General features: G+C 40.6%; 29 protein-coding genes, 1 tRNA gene and 1 other annotated feature. Of the genes, 9 read left to right on the forward strand and 21 right to left on the reverse strand.

Annotated elements, in window-relative coordinates:
- Nucleotides 1–126: 126 nt before the first annotated feature.
- From rpmA to EKB01_RS06640, 4 genes are all read right to left on the reverse strand, one after another.
- A complete protein-coding gene (gene rpmA / locus EKB01_RS06625; RefSeq protein WP_000916509.1) occupies nt 127–420 on the reverse strand; it encodes a 50S ribosomal protein L27 in 294 nt (97 codons plus the stop codon).
- Between the two features lie 16 nt (nt 421–436).
- A complete protein-coding gene (locus EKB01_RS06630) occupies nt 437–781 on the reverse strand; it encodes a ribosomal-processing cysteine protease Prp (RefSeq protein ID WP_033584014.1) in 345 nt (114 codons plus the stop codon).
- Nucleotides 782–797: 16 nt separating this feature from the next.
- Nucleotides 798–1,112, reverse strand: a complete 315-nt coding sequence (rplU, locus tag EKB01_RS06635; protein WP_000109141.1) for a 50S ribosomal protein L21 — start codon at nt 1,110–1,112, stop codon at nt 798–800.
- A 34-nt stretch (nt 1,113–1,146) separates the two neighbouring features.
- Nucleotides 1,147–1,266, reverse strand: a sequence feature (ribosomal protein L21 leader region).
- Between the two features lie 64 nt (nt 1,267–1,330).
- Nucleotides 1,331–2,017 carry a YoaK family protein gene (locus EKB01_RS06640; protein WP_033584012.1) on the reverse strand — a complete coding sequence of 229 codons (687 nt, stop codon included), beginning with the start codon at nt 2,015–2,017 and terminating at the stop codon, nt 1,331–1,333.
- 155 nt (nt 2,018–2,172) lie between these two features.
- Between EKB01_RS06640 and EKB01_RS06645 the strand changes: the two genes are divergently transcribed.
- On the forward strand, nt 2,173–3,150 hold the full coding sequence (locus tag EKB01_RS06645) for a Gfo/Idh/MocA family oxidoreductase (protein WP_109289821.1): 978 nt from the start codon (nt 2,173–2,175) through the stop codon (nt 3,148–3,150).
- On the forward strand, nt 3,147–4,229 hold the full coding sequence (locus tag EKB01_RS06650; RefSeq protein ID WP_109289820.1) for a DEAD/DEAH box helicase: 1,083 nt from the start codon (nt 3,147–3,149) through the stop codon (nt 4,227–4,229). Before EKB01_RS06645 ends, EKB01_RS06650 begins: the two co-directional genes overlap by 4 nt.
- Nucleotides 4,230–4,253: 24 nt before the next feature.
- Here the strand turns inward: EKB01_RS06650 and EKB01_RS06655 are convergent, their stop codons facing one another.
- Nucleotides 4,254–4,631: a DUF1934 domain-containing protein gene (locus tag EKB01_RS06655; RefSeq protein WP_109289819.1), complete on the reverse strand. Its 378-nt coding sequence runs from the start codon at nt 4,629–4,631 to the stop codon at nt 4,254–4,256.
- A 71-nt stretch (nt 4,632–4,702) separates the two neighbouring features.
- Here EKB01_RS06655 and EKB01_RS06660 point away from each other — a divergent pair, with 71 nt between their 5' ends.
- The 3 genes from EKB01_RS06660 to EKB01_RS06670 all read left to right on the forward strand — a co-directional run bounded on the left by EKB01_RS06660 (nt 4,703) and on the right by EKB01_RS06670 (nt 7,150).
- Nucleotides 4,703–6,007 (forward strand): HD domain-containing protein, encoded by a 1,305-nt coding sequence (locus tag EKB01_RS06660; protein WP_109289818.1) that lies wholly within the window; start codon nt 4,703–4,705, stop codon nt 6,005–6,007.
- Nucleotides 6,008–6,019: 12 nt separating this feature from the next.
- A complete protein-coding gene (gene yidA, locus EKB01_RS06665; RefSeq protein WP_084867036.1) occupies nt 6,020–6,826 on the forward strand; it encodes a sugar-phosphatase in 807 nt (268 codons plus the stop codon).
- Nucleotides 6,827–6,970: 144 nt separating this feature from the next.
- On the forward strand, nt 6,971–7,150 hold the full coding sequence (locus EKB01_RS06670; protein WP_033584002.1) for a hypothetical protein: 180 nt from the start codon (nt 6,971–6,973) through the stop codon (nt 7,148–7,150).
- Between the two features lie 376 nt (nt 7,151–7,526).
- Here the strand turns inward: EKB01_RS06670 and EKB01_RS06675 are convergent, their stop codons facing one another.
- The 7 genes from EKB01_RS06675 to EKB01_RS06705 form a co-directional block, all read right to left on the reverse strand.
- Nucleotides 7,527–9,296: a DUF4365 domain-containing protein gene (locus EKB01_RS06675; RefSeq protein WP_033584000.1), complete on the reverse strand. Its 1,770-nt coding sequence runs from the start codon at nt 9,294–9,296 to the stop codon at nt 7,527–7,529.
- Between the two features lie 306 nt (nt 9,297–9,602).
- Nucleotides 9,603–9,674, reverse strand: a tRNA-Arg gene (locus tag EKB01_RS06680).
- Nucleotides 9,675–9,716: 42 nt separating this feature from the next.
- On the reverse strand, nt 9,717–10,064 hold the full coding sequence (rplS, locus tag EKB01_RS06685) for a 50S ribosomal protein L19 (RefSeq protein WP_001068669.1): 348 nt from the start codon (nt 10,062–10,064) through the stop codon (nt 9,717–9,719).
- Between the two features lie 118 nt (nt 10,065–10,182).
- Nucleotides 10,183–10,512 (reverse strand): fluoride efflux transporter CrcB, encoded by a 330-nt coding sequence (gene crcB / locus EKB01_RS06690; protein WP_033583998.1) that lies wholly within the window; start codon nt 10,510–10,512, stop codon nt 10,183–10,185.
- Complete coding sequence (crcB, locus tag EKB01_RS06695; RefSeq protein ID WP_000712109.1) at nt 10,506–10,880, reverse strand: fluoride efflux transporter CrcB; 375 nt, start codon at nt 10,878–10,880, stop codon at nt 10,506–10,508. The genes crcB (EKB01_RS06690) and crcB (EKB01_RS06695) overlap by 7 nt, the downstream gene beginning before the upstream one ends.
- Complete coding sequence (locus EKB01_RS06700) at nt 10,877–11,143, reverse strand: chorismate mutase (protein WP_033583996.1); 267 nt, start codon at nt 11,141–11,143, stop codon at nt 10,877–10,879. The genes crcB (EKB01_RS06695) and EKB01_RS06700 overlap by 4 nt, the downstream gene beginning before the upstream one ends.
- 117 nt (nt 11,144–11,260) lie before the next feature.
- A complete protein-coding gene (locus EKB01_RS06705) occupies nt 11,261–11,704 on the reverse strand; it encodes a flavodoxin (protein ID WP_001162125.1) in 444 nt (147 codons plus the stop codon).
- Nucleotides 11,705–11,807: 103 nt separating this feature from the next.
- Here EKB01_RS06705 and EKB01_RS06710 point away from each other — a divergent pair, with 103 nt between their 5' ends.
- Together EKB01_RS06710 and EKB01_RS06715 are read left to right on the forward strand one after the other, a co-directional pair.
- A complete protein-coding gene (locus EKB01_RS06710) occupies nt 11,808–12,743 on the forward strand; it encodes a bifunctional oligoribonuclease/PAP phosphatase NrnA (RefSeq protein ID WP_167266230.1) in 936 nt (311 codons plus the stop codon).
- A gap of 95 nt (nt 12,744–12,838) precedes the next feature.
- Nucleotides 12,839–13,081 (forward strand): type B 50S ribosomal protein L31, encoded by a 243-nt coding sequence (locus EKB01_RS06715; protein ID WP_000710762.1) that lies wholly within the window; start codon nt 12,839–12,841, stop codon nt 13,079–13,081.
- Between the two features lie 115 nt (nt 13,082–13,196).
- Here EKB01_RS06715 and EKB01_RS06720 read toward each other — a convergent pair whose 3' ends face one another.
- The 7 genes from EKB01_RS06720 to EKB01_RS06750 all read right to left on the reverse strand — a co-directional run bounded on the left by EKB01_RS06720 (nt 13,197) and on the right by EKB01_RS06750 (nt 22,353).
- Nucleotides 13,197–14,531 carry an Nramp family divalent metal transporter gene (locus EKB01_RS06720; RefSeq protein WP_084875465.1) on the reverse strand — a complete coding sequence of 445 codons (1,335 nt, stop codon included), beginning with the start codon at nt 14,529–14,531 and terminating at the stop codon, nt 13,197–13,199.
- Nucleotides 14,532–14,751: 220 nt separating this feature from the next.
- Nucleotides 14,752–17,928, reverse strand: a complete 3,177-nt coding sequence (gene carB / locus EKB01_RS06725; RefSeq protein ID WP_167266233.1) for a carbamoyl-phosphate synthase large subunit — start codon at nt 17,926–17,928, stop codon at nt 14,752–14,754.
- Between the two features lie 448 nt (nt 17,929–18,376).
- Complete coding sequence (locus EKB01_RS06730; RefSeq protein ID WP_125388774.1) at nt 18,377–19,456, reverse strand: carbamoyl phosphate synthase small subunit; 1,080 nt, start codon at nt 19,454–19,456, stop codon at nt 18,377–18,379.
- Nucleotides 19,457–19,505: 49 nt separating this feature from the next.
- Nucleotides 19,506–20,429, reverse strand: coding sequence for an aspartate carbamoyltransferase catalytic subunit (locus tag EKB01_RS06735; protein ID WP_167266236.1), 924 nt, complete (start codon nt 20,427–20,429; stop codon nt 19,506–19,508).
- A gap of 18 nt (nt 20,430–20,447) precedes the next feature.
- Complete coding sequence (gene pyrR / locus EKB01_RS06740) at nt 20,448–20,969, reverse strand: bifunctional pyr operon transcriptional regulator/uracil phosphoribosyltransferase PyrR (protein WP_000850018.1); 522 nt, start codon at nt 20,967–20,969, stop codon at nt 20,448–20,450.
- A gap of 211 nt (nt 20,970–21,180) precedes the next feature.
- The gene (gene nth, locus EKB01_RS06745) at nt 21,181–21,810 is read right to left on the reverse strand and encodes an endonuclease III (protein ID WP_000244435.1); all 630 of its coding nucleotides are present in this window, start codon (nt 21,808–21,810) and stop codon (nt 21,181–21,183) included.
- Nucleotides 21,811–22,353, reverse strand: coding sequence for a DUF177 domain-containing protein (locus EKB01_RS06750; RefSeq protein WP_000773191.1), 543 nt, complete (start codon nt 22,351–22,353; stop codon nt 21,811–21,813). It lies immediately after the preceding gene.
- A 168-nt stretch (nt 22,354–22,521) separates the two neighbouring features.
- Here EKB01_RS06750 and EKB01_RS06755 point away from each other — a divergent pair, with 168 nt between their 5' ends.
- Both EKB01_RS06755 and EKB01_RS06760 read left to right on the forward strand, forming a co-directional pair.
- Nucleotides 22,522–22,851, forward strand: a complete 330-nt coding sequence (locus tag EKB01_RS06755; RefSeq protein WP_084851689.1) for a helicase BlpT — start codon at nt 22,522–22,524, stop codon at nt 22,849–22,851.
- Between the two features lie 328 nt (nt 22,852–23,179).
- Complete coding sequence (locus EKB01_RS06760; RefSeq protein ID WP_167266238.1) at nt 23,180–24,739, forward strand: ATP-binding cassette domain-containing protein; 1,560 nt, start codon at nt 23,180–23,182, stop codon at nt 24,737–24,739.
- A 198-nt stretch (nt 24,740–24,937) separates the two neighbouring features.
- Here EKB01_RS06760 and EKB01_RS06765 read toward each other — a convergent pair whose 3' ends face one another.
- The gene (locus tag EKB01_RS06765) at nt 24,938–25,528 is read right to left on the reverse strand and encodes a type II CAAX endopeptidase family protein (RefSeq protein ID WP_243830656.1); all 591 of its coding nucleotides are present in this window, start codon (nt 25,526–25,528) and stop codon (nt 24,938–24,940) included.
- Between the two features lie 107 nt (nt 25,529–25,635).
- Nucleotides 25,636–26,535: a zinc metalloprotease HtpX gene (gene htpX / locus EKB01_RS06770; RefSeq protein ID WP_049501339.1), complete on the reverse strand. Its 900-nt coding sequence runs from the start codon at nt 26,533–26,535 to the stop codon at nt 25,636–25,638.
- Nucleotide 26,536: the final 1 nt, after the last annotated feature.

Raw genomic sequence — 26,536 nt, forward strand, 5'->3', positions numbered from 1 at the left:
AAAATTGTGGGTATCAAAACAAAAAAATAGGCTCTCCGAAAACTCGGAAAGCCTTATTTAATGCTACTTCTAGCTTCCTCGCCTTTTCATTTTAAGGCTCGGGATAAAAAGGTTCACTGGACCTTTTTATTTTGCGATTGGGTAAACAGAAACCTGCTTTTTATCGCGTCCTTTACGTTCAAAGCGTACTACGCCTTCAACTTTAGCGAACAAAGTATCGTCTCCACCACGTCCAACGTTTACACCTGGATAGATGTGCGTACCACGTTGACGGTAAAGGATTGATCCACCTGTTACAGTTTGTCCGTCAGCCGCTTTAGCTCCAAGACGTTTCGCTTGTGAATCGCGTCCGTTTGATGTAGAACCTCCACCTTTTTTGTGGGCGAAAAGTTGCAAGTTGTTAAGAGTCATTTTTAACATAATGTTTTCCTCCGTGTTAGTTTTCTGTGATAACTCTGGTTTGGACGAACTCAGAAGAGTTCTCCGATAAGTTTGCCATACCTAAGAAAAATGATTCAAAGAATAACTGGGTCATTTCTCTCTGGTGCGAAGGAAGATCCTCTGGTATTTCAACCTTTAGATAACCACCTTCATCTTCGTTTAATTCTAGGATTGGTTCGTAGCCTGCAAATTTCTCAATGGAATTGATAAAGTTAATGGCAAGCGTAGAAACCGATGCACACACGACATCTAAGCCGTATTCGCCACTTTCGGCGTGTCCAGTAATTTCCGCACTCCTCAGCTCGCCATCTTCGGCTCTCTCAAAGACTGCTTGTATCATGTGTTCTCCTTAAAAATTAAGCGTTGATCGCGTTGATGACAACTTTTGTATATGGTTGACGGTGACCTTGTTTGCGGTGGCTACCTTTCTTAGGTTTGTACTTGTAAGTAACAACTTTCTTTTGTTTTCCTTGTTTTTCAACAGTTCCAACTACAGTAGCTCCAGCAACAAGTGGAGTTCCGACAACAGTGTTTTCACCACCAACAAGAACAACTTCGTTAAAAGTAACTTCTTGACCAGCTTCAACGTTCAATTTTTCAACGTAAACTGCTTGACCAACTTCAACTTTAACTTGTTTTCCGCCAGTTTTGATAATTGCGTATGTGCTCATTATGCACCTCCTATGATTTTTAGGGTTTCCCCGTATTTTTGTGAAGACTCGCCTAGCATCGTGGGACGAACCACTTAAAAGAAGAGCTCTAAGTATAACAAAGTTTAAATTTTGTATACGATGAGCAACGATGTTCGTGCGGTTGCACAGGACTGTGCATAGTCAACTCTTCGATTATAGCATATCTTCTTTTTTCTTACAAGTAAAATCAATTAAAATTAAGCTTTTTCTTTCCCTTTTTTTCTCCAAGAAGCAAAAAGCATGCTGAAGTAAAAGATACTCATCATAAGAGGAACACCTAGAATTGTCTTCTCCTGATAGTAAATCGTCAAATAAGCTGAAAAAACAACTCCGAAGACAAAACTGCTAAGCAAGCTAACAAAAATCAAGCCCTCTCGTAGGAAAGGCGTATGCTTGGTCCGAAAATAATCTCCAAAAGCTAACATGGTTCGTTTGATATTCCCGGTCATAAAAGCATTATTATAGGCAATACCAGACACTTCTCCAAAAGCAGTTGTCACCAGTCCCATACAGAAGGCCAAGGGCGGTACGAGATAGATATTCTCTACAGTTTGCGGCACAAAGCCAATAATTAGGGACAAGACTGCAAGTGGAATTACAGACAAAATTGGCTTTTTAACAATTCTCAATTTTTCCTTATAGACAGTTAATAAAAGGACCCCCATCATAAAAGCTAGCAATGTCATTACTTTGGCACTGGCATCTGACACATTGTGTTGAATGAGTCCTACTGATAGAAAAACCACATTCCCAGTCTGTCCTGCCACAAGAGTATTTCCTCGCACGATAAAGGTATAGGCATCTACATATCCTGCGCAAAAAGTCAAAAAAAGCGCTAGCCTCTTAGACTGACGTGATATTTTTCTTATTGGTAATAATCTCATTTTCTCCCCCTTTTCATTTTATCTACCTATCTGAATATTGTACCACTTTCTCCAAGAAATGCGTAGTCCATTTGAAAATTTTTACCATCGGTTGGATAGTCCTTCTTTTCTGTGTTATAATGAAGGAAGGATTTAAAATCGGAAAAGGAGTATCTATGCTTAAATTAGGTGTCATCGGAACAGGCGCTATCAGCCATCATTTCATAGAAGCAGCCCATGCTAGTGGAGAATACCAACTGGTCGCAGTCTATTCTAGAAAACTAGAAACTGCCGCAACCTTTGCTTCCCGCTATCAAAATGTCCAACTCTTTGATCAATTAGAAGACTTCTTTAAGTCTTCCTTTGATGTAGTCTATATTGCTAGTCCAAACTCCTTGCATTTTGTTCAAGTCAAGGCTGCCTTGTCTACTGGTAAGCACGTCATTCTTGAAAAGCCAGCTGTCACTCAGCCACAAGAATGGCTAGATTTGAGGCAAACAGCTGAGAAAAATCACTGTTTTATCTTTGAAGCTGCTCGTAATTACCACGAGGAAGCTTTTACTACTATCAAGATTTTTTTGGCAGACAAGCAAGTATTGGGAGCTGATTTCAACTATGCCAAGTATTCTTCCAAGATGCCGGACTTGTTGGCTGGGGAGATGCCAAATGTCTTTTCAGATCGTTTTGCTGGTGGAGCCCTTATGGACTTGGGGATTTATCCTCTCTATGCTGCCGTTCGCCTCTTTGGAAAGGCTCAGGTCGCGACTTATCAAGCTCAACAGCTTGACAATAGCATTGACCTGAATGGAGACGGTATCCTCTTCTACCCTGACTTTCAAGTTCATATCAAGGCTGGGAAAAACATCACTTCCAATCTTCCTTGTGAGATATACACAGCAGATGGAACCTTGACCCTCAACACGATTGAGCATGTCCGCTCAGCTATTTTTACCAACCACCAAGGAAATCAAGTTCAGCTCCCTATCCAACAGGCTCCTCATACGATGACTGAGGAAGTCGCTGCATTTGCACACATGATCCAGCAACCAGACCAGACGCTTTACCAGAACTGGCTGGATGATGCAGGCTCTGTTCATGATTTACTCTATACCATGCGCCAGACTGCTGGCATTAGATTTGAGGCAGAAAAATGAAAACCAAACTCCCCACTGAATGGCAAAAACTGAGCGACCAACTCGGTTTCCAAGAATTTACTCCCATTCAAACTCAACTATTTGAGCCTATACTTGCTGGAGAAAACCTTCTGGGAGTGAGCCCAACAGGAACTGGTAAGACGCTAGCTTATTTACTCCCAAGTCTTCTCAGACTACAAAAGAAAAAAGCCCAGCAACTCTTGATTCTAGCACCAAATACAGAACTAGCTGGACAGATTTTTGACGTGTGTAAAACCTGGGCTGAAGCTATTGGTTTAACAGCTCAACTCTTCCTATCAGGTTCAAGTCAGAAACGCCAGATTGAACGCCTCAAAAAAGGACCAGAAATTCTGATTGGAACTCCTGGCCGTATCTTTGAGTTGATTAAATTGAAAAAAATCAAGATGATGAATGTGGAAACTATCATCCTGGATGAATTTGACCAATTGCTCGATGATTCTCAGATTCACTTTGTCGAGAAAATCACTCACTACGCACCTCGTGACCACCAACTCGTCTACATGAGTGCGACGACCAAGTTTGACCAAGAAAAGATTGCGGCAAACACGCGCACTATTGATCTCTCTGATCAAAAACTGGACAACATTCAACATTTCTACATGCAGGTAGACCAACGTCACCGAGTGGATATGCTACGAAAACTGGCTCATGTAGAGGATTTTCGCGGACTAGTCTTCTTTAACAGCCTATCAGACCTTGGAAGTGCTGAGGAAAAATTACAGTATCGCGATATTTTGGCTGTTTCCCTCGCTAGCGATGTCAATGTTAAATTTCGAAAAGTCATCTTAGAAAAGTTTAAAGATAAGCAACTAACCCTGCTTCTTGCAACTGACCTTCTGGCTCGTGGAATTGATATCGATAGCCTAGAATGTGTCGTAAACTTTGATGTTCCTAGAGACATCGAAACATACACCCACCGTGCTGGCCGTACAGGTCGCATGGGCAAAGAGGGCTATGTTATCACTCTGGTAACCCATCCTGAAGAACTGAAAAAGCTCAAGAAGTTCGCAAGTGTACGTGAAATTGTCCTAAAAAACCAAGAACTCTATATCAAATAAGGTTGGCTCTTGCCAACCTTTTTCTTATCCCCAAGTAATTTCTAATTGATAGCTGGCAAAGGGGTGTCCCTCTTGGTTTTGCAGTTGATAGGCTAATTCAATCTTTTGCCCATCCAGTTCATAGTAATTCGTTTGTATGATAAACTCCTGCATCCCCATTGGTGTCGGAATATAGGCCAAACTATCACTATCCTTTAGAAAACGCATGATGGTTTTGGGACTCGAGAAACGGGTCATCACCAGTTCTTGACCATGGAATTTAATGACTACTTTTTCTTTTTCCTCATTATAAAAGAGTAAATAGCTAAAATCCCCTTTTTCATGCACTTCAACGTCATAAAGCTGGTCAATCACTTCCAACTGCTCATCAAACTGAATCGTATTTCGCATCCGAATCTTCACATCAGGTCCTCTTTCTTGTCTCTTGTCCTACTATTTTACCAAAAAGAGCAGGATTTTGCTATAATGATCATATGAACGAAAAAGTATTCCGTGACCCAGTTCACAACTATATCCATGTCAATAATCAAGTCATCTATGACTTGATCAATACAAAAGAATTTCAACGTCTGCGTCGTATCAAACAGCTAGGAACTTCCAGCTATACCTTCCATGGTGGGGAGCACAGTCGCTTTTCCCACTGTCTAGGAGTCTATGAGATTGCACGACGCATCACAGAGATTTTTGAAGAAAAATATCCTGAAGAATGGGATCCTGCTGAGTCTCTTTTGACCATGACTGCTGCGCTCCTCCATGACCTTGGGCATGGTGCCTACTCTCATACTTTTGAACATCTTTTTGATACAGATCATGAGGCCATTACTCAGGAAATCATCCAAAGTCCTGATACAGAGATTCACCAAGTCCTGTTACAAGTGGCGCCCGATTTTCCTGAAAAGGTGGCTAGTGTCATCGACCATACCTACCCTAACAAGCAGGTCGTACAGCTCATTTCCAGTCAGATCGATGCGGACCGCATGGACTATCTCTTGCGCGACTCCTATTTTACAGGAGCATCTTATGGGGAATTTGACCTGACTCGCATCCTCCGAGTCATTCGTCCTGTCGAAAATGGGATCGCCTTTCAGCGCAACGGCATGCATGCCATCGAAGACTACGTGCTCAGTCGCTATCAGATGTATATGCAGGTTTATTTCCACCCAGCAACACGCGCCATGGAAGTTCTTCTACAGAATCTCCTCAAACGCGCTAAGGAACTCTATCCTGAAGACAAAGATTTCTTTGCACGAACTTCTCCACATCTCCTTCCTTTCTTTGAAAAAAATGTGACCTTGTCTGACTATCTAGCTCTGGATGATGGCGTGATGAATACCTACTTCCAACTCTGGATGACCAGTCCTGACAAGATACTAGCCGACTTGTCGCAACGCTTTGTCAACCGCAAGGTCTTTAAATCCATTACTTTTTCAGAAAAAGACCAAGACCAACTCGCAACCATGAGACAACTGGTTGAAGATATCGGTTTTGATCCAGACTACTATACTGCTATTCATAAGAACTTTGACCTACCTTATGATATCTATCGACCCGAATCTGAAAATCCAAGGACACAGATTGAGATTTTACAAAAAAATGGTGAACTGGCAGAACTATCTAGCCTGTCCCCTATCGTCCAATCCCTTGCTGGCAGCCGCCACGGTGACAATCGTTTCTATTTTCCAAAAGAAATGTTGGATCAAAATAGCATCTTCGCAAGTATCACCCAGCAATTTTTACACTTGATTGAGAACGATCATTTTACCCCAAATAAAAACTAGAAGAGGAAATTTATGAGTATTAAACTAATCGCTGTCGATATCGATGGTACCCTGGTTAACAGTAAAAAGGAAATCACTCCTGAAGTCTTTTCTGCCATCCAAGATGCCAAACAAGCTGGCGTCAAAGTCGTGATTGCAACTGGCCGCCCTATCGCAGGTGTTGCTAAACTTCTGGACGACTTGCAGTTGAGAGACAAGGGTGACTATGTGGTAACCTTCAACGGTGCCCTTGTCCAAGAAACTGCTACTGGCCATGAGATTATCAGCGAATCTTTAGCCTATGAGGACTATCTCGATATGGAATTTCTCAGTCGCAAACTCGGTGTCCACATGCACGCTATTACCAAGGACGGTATCTATACTGCCAATCGCAATATCGGAAAATACACAGTGCACGAATCAACCCTCGTCAACATGCCTATCTTTTACCGCACTCCTGAAGAAATGGCTGACAAGGAAATCGTCAAGTGTATGTTTATCGATGAACCGGAAATTCTCGACGTTGCGATTGAAAAGATACCAGCAGAATTTTACGAACGCTACTCCATCAACAAATCTGCTCCTTTCTACCTCGAACTCCTTAAAAAGAATGTAGACAAGGGTTCAGCCATCACTCACCTAGCTGAAAAACTCGGATTGACCACAGATGAAACCATGGCAATCGGAGACGAAGAAAATGACCGTGCCATGCTGGAAGTCGTTGGCAACCCTGTAGTCATGGAAAACGGAAATCCAGAACTCAAAAAAATCGCCAAATACATCACTAAAACAAATGATGAATCTGGCGTTGCCCATGCCATCCGTACGTGGGTATTGTAAAAAAGTAAGAATAGACGAAACCCGCTCAACTGAGCGGGTTTTATCTATTTCATCTTAGAATTAGAAATAATTTATCAAAACACTTGACATCTCGGTTCTCCGTTATATAATATGATTAAGATAAAAATTGAGGTAAAGAAAAATATGAGAAAAATTATTCAAGAATTACTTAATAGTTCTATTTCTACATCTGCTATTTCACAAGGTGCCGGTGTGCCATGGACTACCGTTTCTGACCTCAGAAAAGGAAAAACAAGCATGGACAAAATGGCACTTCTCACAGCAGAAAAACTTTATGAATTTGCTACAGCTGATAAGCAGTGATTTCCGTCACTGCTTTTATTATTGCAAACAAAAAAGCCCGCAAGCCTGAGCCTGCGGTTACAATTCGAACAATATTTTAGAAAATTTCCTTTCTATTTTTAAAAAATTATTTTGTAGTGATCAATCCGTCAGGCTCGATGTTGAAACTTTCTTTTTCAGCCAATCGGCCATCTTCAAGCATGAGGTGTTGTACAGTTACTTAAATCTTGAGAGTACAAAAACTCTCCCTACATGTAATTTTTTCATGTACGTGTTGTACAGTTACTTAAATCTTGAGAGTACAAAAAATAGGCATTGCTTCCTTAATTTGTGGTACTGAATTGTAATAAATCACTCTCTATTTCTATATGTTATCTCTTTATAATCTCTTTTAATTTTACGATAATTTCATATACAAAGTATAAATAGGAAAGTCTTTATATCTTTCTTTTGTCTCATTATCCAGTTTATTCCAAAACAAATCAGCTTGTGGTTTCGATTTTAATAACACTGATGAACCGAAACAAAGTTCATAGTTATCATTACTATTTACTAAAATATTGCTCAGAATCTCCATTTCTTTGCTGTTTAATTTACGAACTCTAGATTTTATTTGAAGGTCATTTATTATAGCTATCTCACTATTTTGGGAGTATTTTAAGTTCCAATTAGAAAGACATTGTGCCCAATTAAGCAATAACTCTCTTCTAGAAGCATCTTCTGCCATGTCAGCAGCAATAACTATTTTTATAATAGTGTTGTTAGCATCTTCAAATTTCAAGTCATTATCAACTAATCTTTGATATGAGGCAATAACCGAATCAAAATTACAATTATCTATTTTTAGCCAATCGTTAGGTTCAAAAACTTCAAAAATTGAAATATCTGAAGAATCCTTCCCCTCACCTCTCCTACACCAGGGAATTTCAGTAAAGATATCAATCATAGTTCCGTTCTTATCTATTGTAAAATCATATAAGGCAATAATATGGATATTAGCAATTCTTAGATGAAGTAATTTAGATTCATTATAATCAAAGGCATCCTTCTTCTTTAGAACAAGACCTGAATTAAGGATATTTAGATTTTTTTGAGATTGTTTATCAAAGTAGTTTAGATCAAGATCCTTTTGTACACCCATATTTTCCAAGAAGTTAGAAATCTGTCTCAAATCCTTTATATCGCTATCTAAATTCCGTGAAGTAATATCCGATATTGACTGATTATCTAGTTCTATTTTATTTCCATTGAGATTAAAATATCCTACTCTTCCTAGCTCTTGAAGTACCTCCGTACACTCTATGGCTTTTGAGAGCATATTAGACCTTGTATAATTAAATTTAAATATTTTTTTATTTACATCAAAGGACATTTTAAAGCATTCACCAAAATGTAGTTGTACACTCCCATCAGGGAATCGATGTCTTTTTACATCTTGAAAAATAGTATCTCCAACTGTAATAATTAAATCTGTTTCCTCGTAAGTTTCGACAACCTTTATTGTATTTTCAAGTGGTACTTCAATACCAGTTAAAGGATCTTTATAATAAATGAAGAGATCATTTTCTTCCTGGTAGTTAAAGATTTCTCCCTTTCCTTGACCATAAAAATAGAATTTAAGGTTACTATCATCAGAGATATCTTCAACTGAAATACCATCAACATTTATGAAGCTATATTGCTTACGACTATTTGTTATAAAATCGACTAGCATGGGGTACAGTTTTTGTTCGTCTAATTCATGAATCTGTACAGAAAGTTTCTTATTGCTTGTTGTTTTATTTTTTAAATTATTTTTTTTGATTAGTTTTTTTATAGAAAGAGGAGGTAATGATTTATAGTAGATATTTCTTAAATCACCATTCTCACTTAACCAAACTACGAATAAAACTACACCACCATTTTTTGAATATAATTCTAAATCACTTATGTCTAACAAGAAGGATTTCAATTTATTCTTCTGTTGCCTTGTAGCTTTAATTTGAACAGGTACTTTACCAAATATTTCACTTTTTTTCTCACTAGAAGATTTAAGAACATGAATCTCACCATCCCAGACTGGAGTTTTATCATTACTATCAAAATAAGTCTGAAGTAAACTATGTCTATTTATGAATGTTGTCAGATATGAAACACCTAATGTCTCAATTTGTCTATTATTTGCCAAATCCGCACCTCGAAAAATAGCTCTATATACTTTATATTATACCATTAACAAAGAAAAACTTATATACTATAATTACAACTATTTAACTTAAACTGAATATTATAAACTTAAAAAATACTGTTCATTAATAATTACAAAATAAATAGACCAGTTTCCTGATCTACTTTATTCTATATTCATTGACTTTTGGTCACACTTTGGTCAAAAATTCCAAAAATACTAAGTTATTTTAAAAAACAAACTTGTGATGATTGCCTTTAAACTAACACTTTGAATTTTCTTTGTCTTTCTTTACATTACTAAAAATGCCCCCTGCAGGAATCGAACCTGCAACTACTCCTTAGGAGGGAGTTGTTATATCCATTGAACTAAGGGAGCTAGAGAAAAACCCTGCTGGGTAAGCAGAGTTTTTTAGTCGAATTAACGACGGATTTCTTTGATACGAGCTGCTTTACCTTGAAGAGCACGCAAGTAGTACAATTTCGCACGACGTACTTTACCGTAACGAACAACTTCGATCTTTTCAACACGTGGAGTGTGGATTGGGAAGATACGCTCAACACCTACACCGTTAGAGATTTTACGAACTGTGTAGTTTTCTGAGATGCCTGCACCTTTACGTGCAATAACAACACCTTCAAAAATCTGGATACGTTCACGGTTACCTTCGACAACTTTCGCGTGTACACGAACAGTGTCACCAGGACGGAATGATGGGATATCTGTACGAAGTTGACCTTCAGTCAAGCTTTGGATTAATGGATTCATTTTATTCTCCTATCTTTGTCAATCTTGAGGAACCTTCCTCAGCGGATAAACTGTATTTTTGTGCGTCCATTACACACAGGATATAGTTTACCAAATTTCTACCTAAAAGTAAAGAAATTTATAGCAGAATTCCTAAAAAAATCGCCACTAAGCCGCCTATGTAAGTTAAGAGAAAATAGCTATAAAATACCTTCTTGTCACTTAATAGTCTTTGCAGCTCGTCATTCAAGGTTGAAAAGGTCGTCAACCCTCCACAAAAACCTGTCGCTAGGATAGCATAGATTTCCTTGGACTCCACATGATTGTAGAGTAGGCCAATTAAAAAACATCCTAGAAGATTGGCAAGGAGAGTTCCTAGAGGTAATTTTGAAGCTTGATTATAGCGGGAAAAGAAATAACGCACCAGGGCTCCGAACCCGCAGGCGATTGCAAGATAAACGATTACCATTTCTTCCTCCCTAGAACATAAGCCAAGAGTAGACCTCCTCCAATACTCAAAAGCAGATAGATGATTAAGCTAAGATAACGCCCGGTATCAAGCAGTTTTACTGCATCAAGCATTAGGCTAGAAAAGGTTGTCAGGCCACCGCAAAAACCCGTCCCCAGCGCCAAAATTAAGCCTTTACTAGTTCTCTTATAGACCAAATAGCCTTTCACCAGATAGACTAGGCAGAATATTCCCAGATAATTGACGAGAAGGGTTCCCCAAGGAAATTCAGGACTGGCTGGCAACTGACTAGATACAAAGTAGCGGATAAGGCCTCCCACCATTGCAGCCAGAAAAATTCCAAGCGGATAAAATTGTTCTTTTTTCATTTGATATTTTGATCCTGATAATCACGCGAACGTTTGAGTATGTCAGAAAAAGTCGCAACAATAGTCTCCTGATAGCGCTTGTCCTCTACACGACTTCTAACCTTTTCAAAAATAACCGCTTCTCTCTTAGAATCTAAAATAGGTTTTCTTGAGGCTTTCTTATAGGCAACTACTCCCTCAACCAAATGCATCCGTTCTTCCAAGAGCTTGACGATTTGGTCGTCGATTTGATCAATTTCTTGCCGAATCATATCTAAGTTCATACAGTCTCCTCCTTTATTTGAATTATTGTATCAAAAACCCTCTAAATAGGCTAGTAAAATCCCCAAAAAACTAATAAAAAAACGCACTGACTTCTTCCAGTCAGCGCAGTTTGATTCTTATCCTACTTTTGCAGCCAATTCTTCTGCGAATTGTTCCAAACGTTCGATGTCTTCTTCTTCAGCAGAAAGATCAACTTTAACACACTCTGAACCTTTTTCTGCTCCTGTCGCTACAAAAACACGATCAAAGTCATCAACAGCCTTACAGAATTCGTCGTAGAAAGTATCTCCTGAACCGACCACTCCGTAGATTTTGCCATTCAAGTTGAGATCTGCTAGATCTTCATAGAAGTCCATCATCTCATCTGGCAATTCTCCGTCTCCGTAAGTATAAGTCGCAACGATTGCGATGTCCGCCTCCAAGAAGTCTGAAGCGTCAACAGTCGTACATTCATCCACATCGACATCCAAGCCCAAGTCACGCAATTTATCTGCTACAATATCTGCAATTTCTTCGGTATTACCGGTCATACTGGCAAATACAATTTTTGCTAATGCCATATCGTCCTCCTCAATTTATCTTTCTCCATTATATCATATCTTTTTCATTTTAAAAATAAAAATTCTTGTGCTACAATGAAATGAGAAAGAATTGAGGTTATTTATGGAAATTTGCCAGCAAATTTTAGAGAAAATCAAAGAATACGATACCATTATCATTCATCGTCATATGAAACCAGACCCTGATGCCTTGGGAAGTCAGGTGGGCTTGAAAACTCTTCTTACACACCATTTTCCAGAAAAGACTATCAAAGCGGTCGGTTTTAACGAACCCACTCTAACCTGGATGGCGGAAATGGATACTGTCCAAGACAGTGACTACCAAGGAGCTCTTGCTATTATTTGTGATACAGCGAATCGTCCTCGTATCGATGATAAACGCTACGAACAAGCTGCTTTCACCATCAAAATTGATCACCATCCAAACGATGATATCTATGGTGACCTATCTTGGGTGGATACAAGTTCAAGCAGTGCCAGTGAGATGATTGCATTATTTGCTCAAGAAAATCAGCTAGCTTTGTCTAGTGAAGCGGCACGACTTCTCTATGCAGGAATTGTCGGGGATACAGGGCGTTTTCTCTACCCGTCAACTAGTGCTCGTACCTTTAGAATAGCTGGCCAGCTCCGAGAAATTGATTTTGACTTTGCTGGATTATCTCGTCAAATGGATACCATGAGCTTCAAGATTGCAAAACTGCAAGGGTATGTTTATGATCACTTAGAAGTCGATGAGAATGGAGCTGCACGCGTTCTGCTTACTCAAGAAATCCTGAAAAAATATAAGGTTACGGATGCTGAAACGGCTGCGATTGTCGGAGCACCTGGCCGAATTGATACCGTTAAGGCTTGGGCTATCTTTGTTGAGCAAGCTGATGGTCACTTCCGTGTGCGAATGCGAAGTAAAATCGCCCCTATCAATGAGATTGCCAAACGACACGACGGGGGAGGGCATCCATTAGCCAGTGGCGCCAATTCCTATAGCTTAGAGGAAAACGAAATCATCTATCAAAAGTTAAAAAACTTGCTTAAAAACTAATAAAATACTTGCCAAACTTTTCAGAATCTGATAGACTAGTATGGTAACAATCTATGGCTCGCAAAGAGACCATGGCAGAAAGGAAATATTGCAAAATGAAAAAAGATATCCATCCAGAATATCGCCCAGTTGTCTTCATGGACACAACTACTGGTTACAAATTCCTTAGCGGTTCAACAAAACGCTCTAACGAAACTGTTGAGTTCGAAGGCGAAACTTACCCATTGATCCGTGTGGAAATTTCATCAGACTCACACCCATTCTACACTGGACGTCAAAAGTTCACTCAAGCAGATGGACGTGTGGATCGTTTCAACAAAAAATACGGTCTCAAATAATCATAAAAAGAACAGTTTCAACTGTTCTTTTTTTGTACTTATTTTTATGAACCAACCACTACTACTTTCTCTTTGTCAAGCTTCACGCTGACACTATGATTGATTTCAAACGAGGTTAAAAAATATCGAAAAGAAGCTTGATATTGAGAATGGTCAAGATGATTGAAACTGCGTAACCTAGGATGGTGTTCCACTTGGCATTGGTGAATTCTCCCATCAGTGACTTTTTAGAGGTTAGATAAATCAAGGGGAAAATTGAAAACGGAAGAGCGATTGAAAGAAAGACCTGTGAATAGACCAATAACTGATCCAAGGTTTTTTCTTGATACCCAAATAAAACGGCGACTATAATCACAGGTAGCAAGGCAAAAATACGGGTACCGATACGGATAAGCCACTGAGGCAATCTTAGATGTAAGAAACCTTCCATGACAATCTGTCCTGTCAAAGTGCCTGTAATGGTCGAATTTTGACCACTTGCTAAGAGAGCTAGAGCAAATAAAGTTGACAGAGTTGAGCTGGCTATCGCTCCTGCTATTGTCGAATCCTGTAAAGCATTGTACATTTGGGAGAAAGCTGAAATTTCAGATGCATGACCAAAAAAGAGGGAGGCACCTAAAATGAGAAGTAAGGAATTGACAATAAAGGCTAGGGACAACTGAAGATTTGAATCCCAGGTCATAAAACGCACGGCTTTTCGAACATCCTTCTTATCTTTGTGATTGATTTTCCTTGTTTGGGATAGAGAGGAATGGAGATAGAGATTATGAGGCATGACTGTCGCTCCTACAATCCCTAGAGCCAAGGTCAATTGACTTTCATGACCCGGTAACGGTGTTTCAAATAAAGTTGAAGTTGGCAAATAACCACCAATGATCCCCTGGATACTTGGATTGGATAAGGCCACAAGATAGGTAAAGATGGCTAATATGGTTAAAATAAGGGTCGTAACAATAGATTCAATTTTTTTGAAACCAAATTTCATCAACAACAACAAAAGAAACACATCTAAAACGGTTAGGAGGATAGCGACCATAATCGGTATTTTAAACAAAAGATTTAAGGCAATCGCTGAACCTAGAACCTCAGCCAAGTCTGTCGCCATTAAAGCTAATTCTAAAATCACCCACAAACTATAGCGAAGCCACTTGGGAGCATGATGAGCTGTTGCCTGTGCTAGGTCCATCCTAGTCACGATACCGAGCTTACCAGCCATCTGTTGTAGCTGCATGGCGATGATGGATGAAATTAAAATAACAAATAAAAGGCTGTACTTGTAGGAGGCACCACCAACCACACTGGTGATCCAATTTCCAGGATCCATGTAGCCAACTGCCACAAGTGCACCAGGTCCTAAGAATGCTTTTAGATTTTGCCAAAAATGATTGTTATTTGGAGTCTCAATAGATTGATTGATCTCAGAAAGAGAGACTTTTTCATAAGAGGACATAGGGATTTCCCACTTTCTAATCTGTCTTTACATACTTCTTAATAGAATATTTTTTGAAAGAATGATGAAAATAGTTTACCTATTTCCAATTCACCCTTATTATATCACATTTTAGAATGATTCCTAATAAAAGAAATGATAGTTGAAATAAGCAATATCAGTATTGTAAAAGCCAGCGTCAGAAAACGCTGGCTTTAAAACTGTGAAAAATCTTTCTCAACTAGATCGCTTCTGTGACAAAACTACGGCTTTCTAGCACCTTGAGCATGGCATTAGCTGTATCTAGAGCTGTAAAGAGTGGCACTCCGTGTTCAATGGCTGAACGACGGATTTGCTCACCATCTTCGTCAGCAGTTCGTTTGGTTCCGACAGTATTGATGATAGCTTGGATTTTTCCTTTACGGACGTAGCTAGGAATATCATGTTCGTCATCACCGATTTTCCCAACTAGTTGAGCTTGAAGTCCATGATTTGCAAAGAACTCCGCTGTTCCTGCAGTTGCAAGGATTCCGTAACCAATGTTTTGGAAACGACGAGCTAAATCTAAAGCTTCTTCTTTTGCATCATCAGCGATGGTAAAGACAACATTACCAAAAGTAGGCAAGTGAAGGTATGAAGCTTCAAAAGCTTTATAGAGCGCTTTTTCAAGAGTTGTATCAGAACCCATGACTTCCCCTGTCGATTTCATTTCAGGACCGAGCAAGCTGTCTACTTTCGCTAGCTTGGTAAAGGAGAAGACTGGCGCTTTGATATGAACTCGTGTGCTTTCAGGGTAAAGTCCATCTTGGTAACCAAGTTCTTCGAGACTTTGACCAAGAATCAACTTAGTCGCTACCTGAGCCATAGGGATATTGGTTACCTTAGAAAGGAATGGAACCGTACGGCTGGCACGTGGGTTGACCTCGATAACATAGACTTTCTCATCCTTGATAACAAACTGAATGTTCATCATACCAAGACAGTTGAGACCAATTGCTAGGCGTTTGGTGTAGTCTGCGATGGTTTCCTGTACCTTTTGCGACAAGGTTTGTGGAGGATAAACGGCCATTGAGTCACCTGAGTGGACACCGGCACGTTCGATATGCTCCATGATACCAGGGATAAGGACATTTTCTCCGTCTGAGATGGCATCCACTTCACACTCTTGCCCAACGATGTAAGAGTCAACAAGAACTGGGTGGTCTGGACTAGCCTTAACAGCGGTACGCATGTAAGAACGGAGGTCTTCTTCGTTTTCAACGATTTCCATGGCACGTCCCCCCAAGACATAAGATGGGCGAACAAGGACTGGGAAACCAATCTTGCGAGCTGCAAGCACCGCTTCTTCTTCATTGGTTGCTGTTTGGCCTGGTGGCTGTGGAATATCCAAGTCTTTAAGGGCTTGCTCAAAGAGGTCGCGGTCTTCCGCCCGGTCTAGGTCAGCAACTTGTGTACCAAGAATGGTCACTCCTGCTTTGGCCAATGGCTCGGCAAGGTTGATAGCTGTTTGACCACCAAACTGAACGATAACGCCTTTTGGCTGCTCCAAGTCGATAACATTCATAACATCTTCGAAAGTCAACGGTTCAAAGTAGAGCTTGTCAGATACTGAGAAGTCTGTTGAAACGGTCTCTGGGTTTGAATTCATGATGATGGCTTCATAACCAGCAGCCTGAATAGCCTTAACAGAGTGAACAGTTGCGTAGTCAAACTCAACCCCTTGACCGATACGGATTGGACCTGAACCTAAGACAAGTACAGATTCCTTATCAGACTTGATAGACTCATTTTCCCAGCCATAGGTTGAATAGAAATATGGTGTTTCAGAGTCGAATTCTGCCGCACAGGTATCGACCATCTTGTAGACTGGAACAATCTTGTTTTCCAAACGAAGTTGGCGAACTTGGTCAGCTGTCGTTTTCCAGAGTTCCGCAATCTTACGATCTGAGAAACCATTGAGTTTTGCTGTTTTTAGGACTGCTACATCTTGTGGATGAGTTCCTAATTCTTGCTCAATTTCAAAGATATGCAAGAGTTTATCAAGATAGAAGATATCAATCTTAGTCAAATCTGCAATCTCTTCTGGTGTGTAACCACGGCGAATAGCTTCTGATACGTAGAAGAGACGGTCATCTTGGGCCTTGACAACCTTTTCAATCAAGGCATCATCAGAAACGGTTGCCAATTCAGGCATTTCATTGTGGTGAACCCCAATTTCAAGTGAACGACAGGCTTTTAGAAGAGATTCCTCGATGTTACGACCAATGGCCATGACTTCCCCAGTCGCTTTCATCTGAGTTCCGAGACGACGCTCACCTTTTTCAAACTTGTCAAATGGGAAACGTGGAATCTTAGCAACGACGTAGTCAAGAGCTGGTTCAAACATAGCATAAGTTGAACCTGTAACTGGGTTGATGACCTCATCCAGAGTCAAACCAACGGCAATCTTGGCAGCCAATTTGGCAATCGGATAACCCGTCGCCTTAGAAGCAAGAGCTGACGAACGCGATACACGAGGGTTTACTTCGATAACATAGTACTTGAAGCTATGCGGATCAAGGGCCAGCTGAACGTTACACCCACCTTCAATCTTGAGTGCGCGGATAATGCTCAAGCTCGCGTCACGTAGCATTTGGTTTTCATAGTCTGACATGGTTTGCGCAGGAGCGAAGACGATGGAATCCCCTGTATGAATCCCAACTGGGTCAAAGTTTTCCATGTTACAAACAACCAAAGCATTGTCAGCTGAGTCTCGCATAACCTCGTATTCGATTTCTTTGAAACCTGCGATTGAACGTTCAATCAAACATTGGGTAACAGGTGACAGTTTCAACCCATTTTCAGCGATTTCACGCAATTCTTCCTCGTTGGAACACATACCACCACCAGTACCACCTAGGGTAAAGGCTGGACGGACAATGACTGGATAGCCGATTGATGCCGCAAAAGCAACTGCTTCTTCCACTGTGTTGACAATTTCAGATTCTGGAATTGGTTGCTCAAGCTCTTCCATCAATTGTTTAAAAAGGTCACGGTCCTCTGCTTGGTCGATAGCAGATAGTTTAGTACCCAGAAGCTCTACTCCGAGCTCATCTAGGATACCATTTTTAGATAATTCCATGGCCATATTGAGACCAGTTTGTCCACCAAGGGTCGGTAGCAAGGCATCTGGACGTTCCTTACGGAGAATACGCGTCACAAACTCGAGTGTAATCGGTTCGATGTAGACCTTGTCCGCAATCTCCTTATCCGTCATGATAGTGGCAGGGTTTGAGTTCACCAAGACAACTTCATAACCTTCCTCTTTCAACGACAAGCAGGCCTGAGTCCCAGCGTAGTCAAACTCAGCAGCCTGACCAATAATAATCGGACCAGAACCAATCACCATAATTTTTTGAATATCAGTACGTTTAGGCATTTATAAGATATTAAGGGCGTCAAGCGGACAAAGCTAAAATAGGAGTTATGACGAAGAACTATCAGTTCTAGGAATAACTATCTTTTTAGCACCGTCCGTAGCCCGTATTCAGTTCAGCAAATACGGACCACCCTTCTCCTTTCTATTCGGCAACTCTCAGGTTGCCATTAAATAAATTCTCCGACGATTTTTTAGAGAAACGATCATTTTCGATAAAAAATCTAGTGCAGGGAGTTTTTAGTTCGCCCGATAGCGACTAAAAGAAACGACCTGCCTTTCTATTCGGCAACTTTCTGGTTGCCATTAAATAAGATACAAAGGACGAATAGAGAGCGATTGAATTTTAGTAAACCAAGGAAGGATTGATAATCCAAGTTGGTTTCTCTAAATTCCGAGCTTTCCGTCCGTGTTCAGTTACATAAATTCTTCGACGAGCTTTTACTCGTTCTTAGTTTGATTGTTTAAAAGCTTCCATCATCTCGATAAATTCATCAAAGAGGTAGCTAGCGTCGTGTGGACCAGGAGCTGCATCTGGGTGGAATTGTACAGAAAAACCTGGTTGGTATCTGTGACGTACACCTTCAACTGACTTATCATTGATTTCTTCGTGAGTAATAATCAAGTGCTCTGGCAAGTCCTCACGGCTAACTGCATAACCATGGTTTTGGCTGGTAAAGTCTACGCGTCCTGTAGCAATCTCACGTACCGCGTGGTTAAATCCACGGTGACCAAATTTCATCTTGTAGGTCTTAGCACCGTTTGCCATAGCAAAGAGTTGGTGTCCCATACAAATTCCGAAGATTGGAATTTTTCCTTGCACACCACGAATCATCTCCAGTGCTTCTGGAACGTCTTCTGGGTTACCTGGTCCATTTGACAACATAACTCCGTCAGGATTAAGGTGGAGAATCTCTTCTGCTGTTGTTGAATAAGGAACAACCGTAACGTTACAGTTACGCTTAGAAAGTTCACGTAAGATGGAGTGCTTGAGACCAAAGTCTACTAAGACCACACTCAAACCAACTCCAGGAGCTGGATAGGAAGTTTTAGTAGAAACTTGTTTGATATTGTCTGTCGGCAAGACTGTTGCTTGGAGCTGGTCCGTCACATGGTCCATACTGTCCCCAACGTGAGTCAAGGTTGCACGCATCGTACCATGCTTACGGATAATCTTGGTAAGGGCACGCGTATCAATCCCTGAAATACCCGGAATTTTCTTAGCTTTCAAAAATTCATCCAGCGTCATTTGATTCCGCCAGTTGCTAGCTCGACGTGCCTCTTCGAAAACGACAACTCCCTTACAAGTTGGAATGATGGATTCATAATCATCACGATTTATTCCATAATTTCCCACCAAAGGATAAGTGAAAGTCAAGATTTGTCCATTATAAGACTGGTCTGTAATGGATTCTTGGTAGCCGGTCATCCCTGTGTTAAAGACGATCTCACCTGTTACATCAATGTCTGCTCCGAAGGCCTTTCCTTCAAAAACTGTACCATCTTCTAATACTAGAAGTCTTTTTGTCATATTTTCACCTCTCGTGGACGCTCACTGGCGTCTTTTAACGTCTTGTGTTTTAGTTGGCGTTTCTACTCGCCAATACGGATTCTAAAATTGCCATTCGAACAAAGACACCGTTGGTCATTTGTTGGACAATGCGTGATTTTGGTGCTTCAACCAAGTGGTCAGCAATTTCCACATCTCGATTCACTGGAGCAGGATGCATAATGATTGCTGTTTCTTTCAAACGATTATAGCGTTCTTGGTTCAAACCGTGTTGAGCATGGTAGTCTTCTTTTGAAAAGACCGCTCCGCTTTCATGGCGTTCATGTTGAACTCGGAGTAACATCAAAACATCCACCTGATCAACAATCTCATCAATAGTTACAAACTGTCCATAGTCCGCAAACTCTTGACTTCTCCATTCCTCAGGTCCTGCAAAATACAGTTCAGCTCCTAAGCGTTTTAAAATCTGCATATTGGATTTGGCAACACGTGAATGATCCAAGTCGCCTGCAATAGCAACCTTGAGACCCTCAAAGTGACCAAATTCCTCATAAATGGTCATCAAATCAAGCAAGCTCTGACTAGGATGTTGTCCCGAACCATCACCACCATTGATAATGGAAGTCGTAATGGTTGGACTCGCAATCAGTTCTTTATAATAATCGACCTCTGGGTGACGAATCACACAGACATCTACACCAAGCGCAGACAAGGTTAAGATGGTATCATAAAGTGTCTCGCCCTTATTTACTGAGCTGGTCTTCACATCAAAGTCAAGCCGCTCCAGCCCTAGCTTAATCTCTGCCACTTCAAAGGACTTATGTGTCCGTGTAGAATCCTCAAAGAAAAGATTTGAAACAATCGGATGGTCTTCATAAGGAAGCTGGGCTCCATTTTTAAACTCAATTCCTCGCTTAATCAATTTCATCACTTGATCGACAGTGAGGTCTTCCATAGAAACCACATGGTTCAATGCTTGTTGATTTTCTGACATAGCTACTCCTTCAGCTTTCTAAGCTTCTTCAGTAATCAGAACTCTATCTTGGCCATCAAGTTCTGTCATCTCTACGATGATTTCTTCAGAACGACTGGTTGGGATATTTTTCCCAACGTAATCTGGACGGATAGGCAATTCTCTATGTCCACGGTCAACTAGCACCGCAAGACTCACGCGCGCAGGACGACCATGGCCAACAATATTATCAATAGCAGCACGGATAGTACGGCCTGTATAGAGTACATCATCCACCAAGATAACTTCACGGTCTGTCACATCAACAGAAATCAAAGAAGTATCTTCTCCGCTTTTAACATCGTCACGGAAAGGCTTGGTGTCCAATTCCACAACAGGAACAGTGATATTTTCCAACTGCTCCAAGCGTTCTTTGATACGATGAGCGATGAAAACACCACGCGTTTTTATCCCCGCTAGGATAATTTTATTCAAATCTTTATTGCGCTCAATAATCTCATAAGTAATTCGCGTAATCGCTCGTTTGACAGTCAATTCGTCTACAACTTCTTTTGTCTTCATGACAAACCTCCAAAAAGAAAAGTCTCCTTCTACAAGGAGACTTGAAATGTATAGCCAAGCGAGCCCTACTATAAACAGTATAGACTTCACCCTTCTACTTTATCGCGCTCCTTGCCTGCCTCACGGGACAGGTTTAAAGGACTATTTAGTTACCATTTACTATAGCACAAAGCACCCTTAAAATCAAGCAAAAACTTTTTTCAGAGTCCTCTTAAACATTACTAAAATCATATAATTGGGGATAGTGATCGCATTCTGGATTTTTGGGATGACAGATAGCTCGTCCAAAGTAAATCATGGCCTGGTGGGCTGCTAACCACTCTTCTGGTGGTAGGACATCCATGACACGTTTTTCTACTTCAAGTGGCGTAGCTGATTTTTTAACGATATCGTGATGCTTACAGATACGCTCCACATGAGTGTCCACTGCAAAAGCAGGAATTCCAAAGCCCACACTCAATACTACATTTGCTGTTTTACGACCAACACCAGCTAGACTTTCTAATTCCTCTCGAGTCTGAGGCACTTGACCATCAAAATCGTCTAGTAACTGTTGGGCACATTTTTTAAGGAATTTAGCCTTATTTCGATACAGTCCCAGGCGAGAAATGTGTGAAGCAATTTCACTCTCTGTCGCTACAGACATGGCTTGTGGTGTCGGAAAGGCAGCGAAGAGACCTGGTGTGGCCTTATTTACCGCTGCATCTGTCGTCTGAGCTGACAACATCACCGCAACCAGTAGTTCAAAATGATTAGTAAAATCAAGACTAGGCTTGGCATCTGGAAAGAGGGCAATAATTTCCTCAATGACATGACGGGCACGTTTCTTGGATAAAACCATCTACTCGTCTCCATCAAATAGTCCTTGCAAGCCAGCAAATGGACTGTTTTCTTCTTTCTTGACTGCTTGTTGAGCTTGGTATTCTTCCTCTGTCATGATTTGCCAGTCATTTCCGGACACAAAACCTTGACCCGCCTCTTCTTCTGCCGTCAAGACCTTGATTGGGATATTGAGCAGAATATTATCTGCTACGCTCTCAGCAAGGTCGATTTCCCCATTTTCGATAGGCAAGACCAAGTCATCATCTAGAACTTCCTGGTCTAGTTGGTTGGTCGCTCCTTCCATGAAAACTTCTGTGACTGGATAAGATTCAGCCAACTCAACTGGCTCCATACTGCGGCTGGAAGCAAGGACAATGGTATATGACAACTGATAGTCCAAGAAATACAGACGGTCTTCGTACTGTACCTTCCCCACTGCAAGGATATCTTTGACATCTAAAATCTCTTGGTTCCGTTTGCGCAAGTCTGCTGCCAGGTCTAAAGCTTGTTCAAAATGCAGACCTTCAGGTTGCTTACGAATTTCTTGAATATTTAACTTCATATTTCCTCCATAAAGATGTACTCACTTGATTATACCATGAAAAGGCTATAAGTCAGCTTTCCAAACTTTGATATTGAAATCTCATTTTTTAACATATTTACTATGACAAAACTTCCTATTAGTGCTATACTACAGGCAAGAATACATCAGAGCAAGGAGGATGCTCATATGGAAGACAAAGCACTCATCACTGAAGCTTACCAACTCCTTTTCGAGTTAAATAAAAGCTACCAAAGTTGCAAACAAGGAACTGCCGATGATCTTCGACTGCAAGAGCTGCTGAACACCACTCTTAAGAAACTTAAAAAAGCAGAAAAGCTGGACAACAGTATCTTAATCGACCTTGAGAAATTTTACCAACGTACCAGTCTTCTTATTGGACTAGGGAGCCTAAAACTAAACGATCAAGCACGCACCGCTTGGCGCAACTATGACAAGTTCCATTACGAACATGTCAAACACGTACTGACTCTCTATGGACCTGTTTTTGGTTTTTAGAGCTTGAAATTACTTGTTTTTTATTGACAAAATTTCCTGAAAGGTATAGGATAGAGGTACTAATACTCGGAGGTAAGGGAGACATGAACAACTAATCTATCAAATAAAGAACTTTATTTAGTAGATCTTGTTTTTGTCTCTTTTTGTGTGCTCTTTTTATACTAGATTTTCTAGTATCTTGTCCTCATTGAAAATCAAAAAACTAGAAAGTTATGCTCATCTTTGATTGGGTTAGGCAGCTCCAAGCTAGTTTGACGAGTTTTTCAACGAGGATAATAGAGTTTTACAGTGACTTTGGGCTCTACTAGATAAAGTAGAGCTTTTTGTTATGCACTATCGACATTCTAGAAAGGGCGACAATATGATAAAAATCAATCATCTGACCATCACACAAAACAAAAATCTACGAGATCTTGTATCTGACCTAACCATGACTATCCAAGACGGAGAAAAAGTTGCTATTATTGGTGAAGAAGGAAATGGTAAATCGACTTTACTACGAGCTTTAATGGGGGAAGCATTACCTGATTTTACTATCAAGGGCGACATCCAGTCTGACCTTCAATCACTGGCTTACATTCCTCAAAAACTAGCTGAGGACCTGAAAAAGAAATCTCTACATGACTACTTCTTTTTGGATTCTGCTGATTTAGACTACAGCATTCTTTATCGTTTGGCGGAGGATTTGCACTTTGATAGCGACCGTTTTGCTAGCGACCAAGAAATTGGCAGTCTATCAGGTGGCGAAGCTTTGAAAATTCAGCTCATCCATGAGCTGGCAAAACCCTTTGAGATTCTATTTTTAGATGAACCTTCAAATGACCTAGACCTTGAGACGGTTGATTGGCTAAAAAGTCAGATTCGAAAGATTAGGCAAACTGTTATTTTCATTTCACACGATGAAGACTTTCTCTCTCAAACTGCGGATACTATTATCCATTTACGCCTTGTTAAACACCGGAAAGAAGCCGAAACCCTAGTGGAGCATTTAGACTACGATCGCTATAATGAGCAGAGGAAGGCTAGTTTTGCCAGACAAAGCCAGCAAGCTGCTAACGACCAACGAGCCCATGATAAAACCATGGAAAAACATCGTCGCGTTAAGCAGAATGTAGAAACTGCTTTGCGTAACACTAAAAATGATGTTGCTGGGCGCCTATTAGCTAAAAAAATGAAAAATATACTCTCTCAAGAAAAACGCTACGAAAAAGCAGCCCAGTTAATGACACAAAAGCCACTTGAAGAGGAGCAAATCCAACTTTTCTTTTCAGACGTCCAACCATTAGCGGCTTCTAAAGTCTTAATCCAACTGGAAAAAGAAAATTTGTCCATTGGCCAGCGCATTTTAGCTCAGGAGTTACAACTAACGGTCCGTGGTCAAGATAAAATTGGTATCATCGGGCCAAATGGTGTTGGGAAATCAACTCTGTTAGCCAAGTTTCAACAACTGCTCAGCGCCAAAAGAGAGATTTCGCTTGGTTTTATGCCACAAGATTACCATAAAAAACTGCAATTGGATTTATCTCCAGTAGCCTACCTCAGCCACACTGGACAAAAAGAAGAACTACAGAAAATCCAATCTCACCTAGCCAGTCTCAATTTCAGCTATCTAGAGATGCACCACCAAATCCGCTCCCTATCTGGCGGGCAACAAGGCAAACTCCTACTTTTGGATTTAGTGTTGCACAAACCAAACTTTCTCCTTCTGGATGAGCCTACACGTAATTTTTCTCCCACTTCTCAACCCGAAATCAGAAAACTCTTTGCCTCCTATCCCGGCGGTCTGATCACTGTTTCGCATGACAGACGCTTCTTAAAAGAGGTCTGTACGAGTATCTATCGTTTGACAGAAAATGGTTTGGAAGTTGTTGATTTACAAGATTTATAATTTTTGAACATAGCAAAAATCCAGAGACTTCTCTGGATTCTTTTTACATACGTCGCTCTTGGGAACATTGATATAAAGATCGCTGCTGGCATCATCGACGTGACAGATTATGCTCTGGCTTTTGTTTAAATTGTATAAGCTAGAAATCATTTTTTACTATCTTACAGCTCAAAGCATTCTAATGTAGCATTATCTCATTTACAAAAAGCAAAATGCAACCAGATTATTGAGGACATGCAAAAGAATGGAATTCCATAGGTTGTCAGAAGTCTTATACCTTACCCCAAATGCAAATCCCATACCTAAATAGCTGATAAAGCTAGGAATAGTATAGGGACCATGAAGATAAGCAAAAAGAAGCGATGTGGCAAACAATCCAAAATAGGTATTCTTAAATACTATCCCCTGTAACATACCTCGCATAAAGATTTCTTCCGTGACAGGTGCCAAAACACAGAGATCCACAAAAAGTACAGACCATGAAAGTGATAAACTTTGCACAGTTTGAGTTGTGTCTGATTGGGTAGGGCCTAAAAAATTGACCATAATATAAAACAGGAAAAGCAAGGCGTATGAAAGAAAACATTTAAGAATATCTTTTAGGCTGATTTGCCGAATGTGAAACAAGTCATACTTTTTTCCTACATATAAAAATAATGCAAGTTCAACAAGTGTAAAAAGGATTGATAGCGGTAATGAATTTATTCGCATGATTTTCTCTGCTATACTCAAATGAATCGGCATAAAAATCAAAATCAAGAAAAACGTCATCCAGCGCTTATACATCATTCACCTCAATTATATAGAATTACATATATTATACTATTTTTTGGAGAGATAACAAGTTAAAAGCGAGATACTAAAAGCAAAAATCCAGAGGTCATCTCTGGATTTTTTTACATCTGTTTCAAGCGTTCGATTCGTTCTGAGATAGGTGGGTGGGTATAAAAGAGTTTTTGAAGTCCCCCACCTTTCTTCGGATCATTGATATAAAGAGCGCTGCTGGCATCGTCAACATGGTGATGCATCGGCTCGCTATTTTCCAACTTACGCAAGGCATTGATCATCCCTTGAGGATTACGAGTCAGCTCCACACTGGATGCATCCGCCAGAAATTCCCTCTGACGGGAAATGGCTAATTGCACCAAGGTTGCTGCGAGAGGTGCTAGAACAATGGCTAAGAGAGAGATAACAAGCATGATAATCTCCAAACCATTTCCATCGCGATCATTATCACTCCGTCTGCGACCAGCGCCTCCCCACCACATCATCCGTCCTGCCATACTAGACAGAAGGGTAATGGCACTGGCGAGGGCGACAGCAATGGTCGAAATGCGGATATCGTAGTTTCGGATATGACTGACTTCATGACCCATAACAGCTTCTAGCTCCTCACGATTCATGATAGCCAGAAGACCCGAAGTGGCTGCGACTGCTGCATTCTGCGGGTTGGAACCTGTTGCAAAGGCATTTAAAGAAGAATCCTCAATAATGAAAACACGCGGCATAGGAATCTGAGCCACCATGGCCATATCTTCTACTACATGGTAGAGGTCTGGTGCTGTTTGCTCATCAACCTCACGCGCCCCATTCATGGACATGACAATCTCTGTCGATTGAAAGATCATGGTCAGAGCGTAGATAAGACCAATAATCAAGGCAATAATCATGCCACCAAGACCTGAGCGCATGAAGAGATAGCCAACCGCATAACCAACCAAGGCCAAGAGTAGGAAGAAAACCAGCAACAAAATCCAGGTTTTTCGTTTATTGCTCGCAATTTGATCAAACAACATC

It is taken from the genome of Streptococcus sp. CCUG 71758 (assembly GCF_011714815.1).
GTDB lineage: Bacteria > Bacillota > Bacilli > Lactobacillales > Streptococcaceae > Streptococcus > Streptococcus halitosis.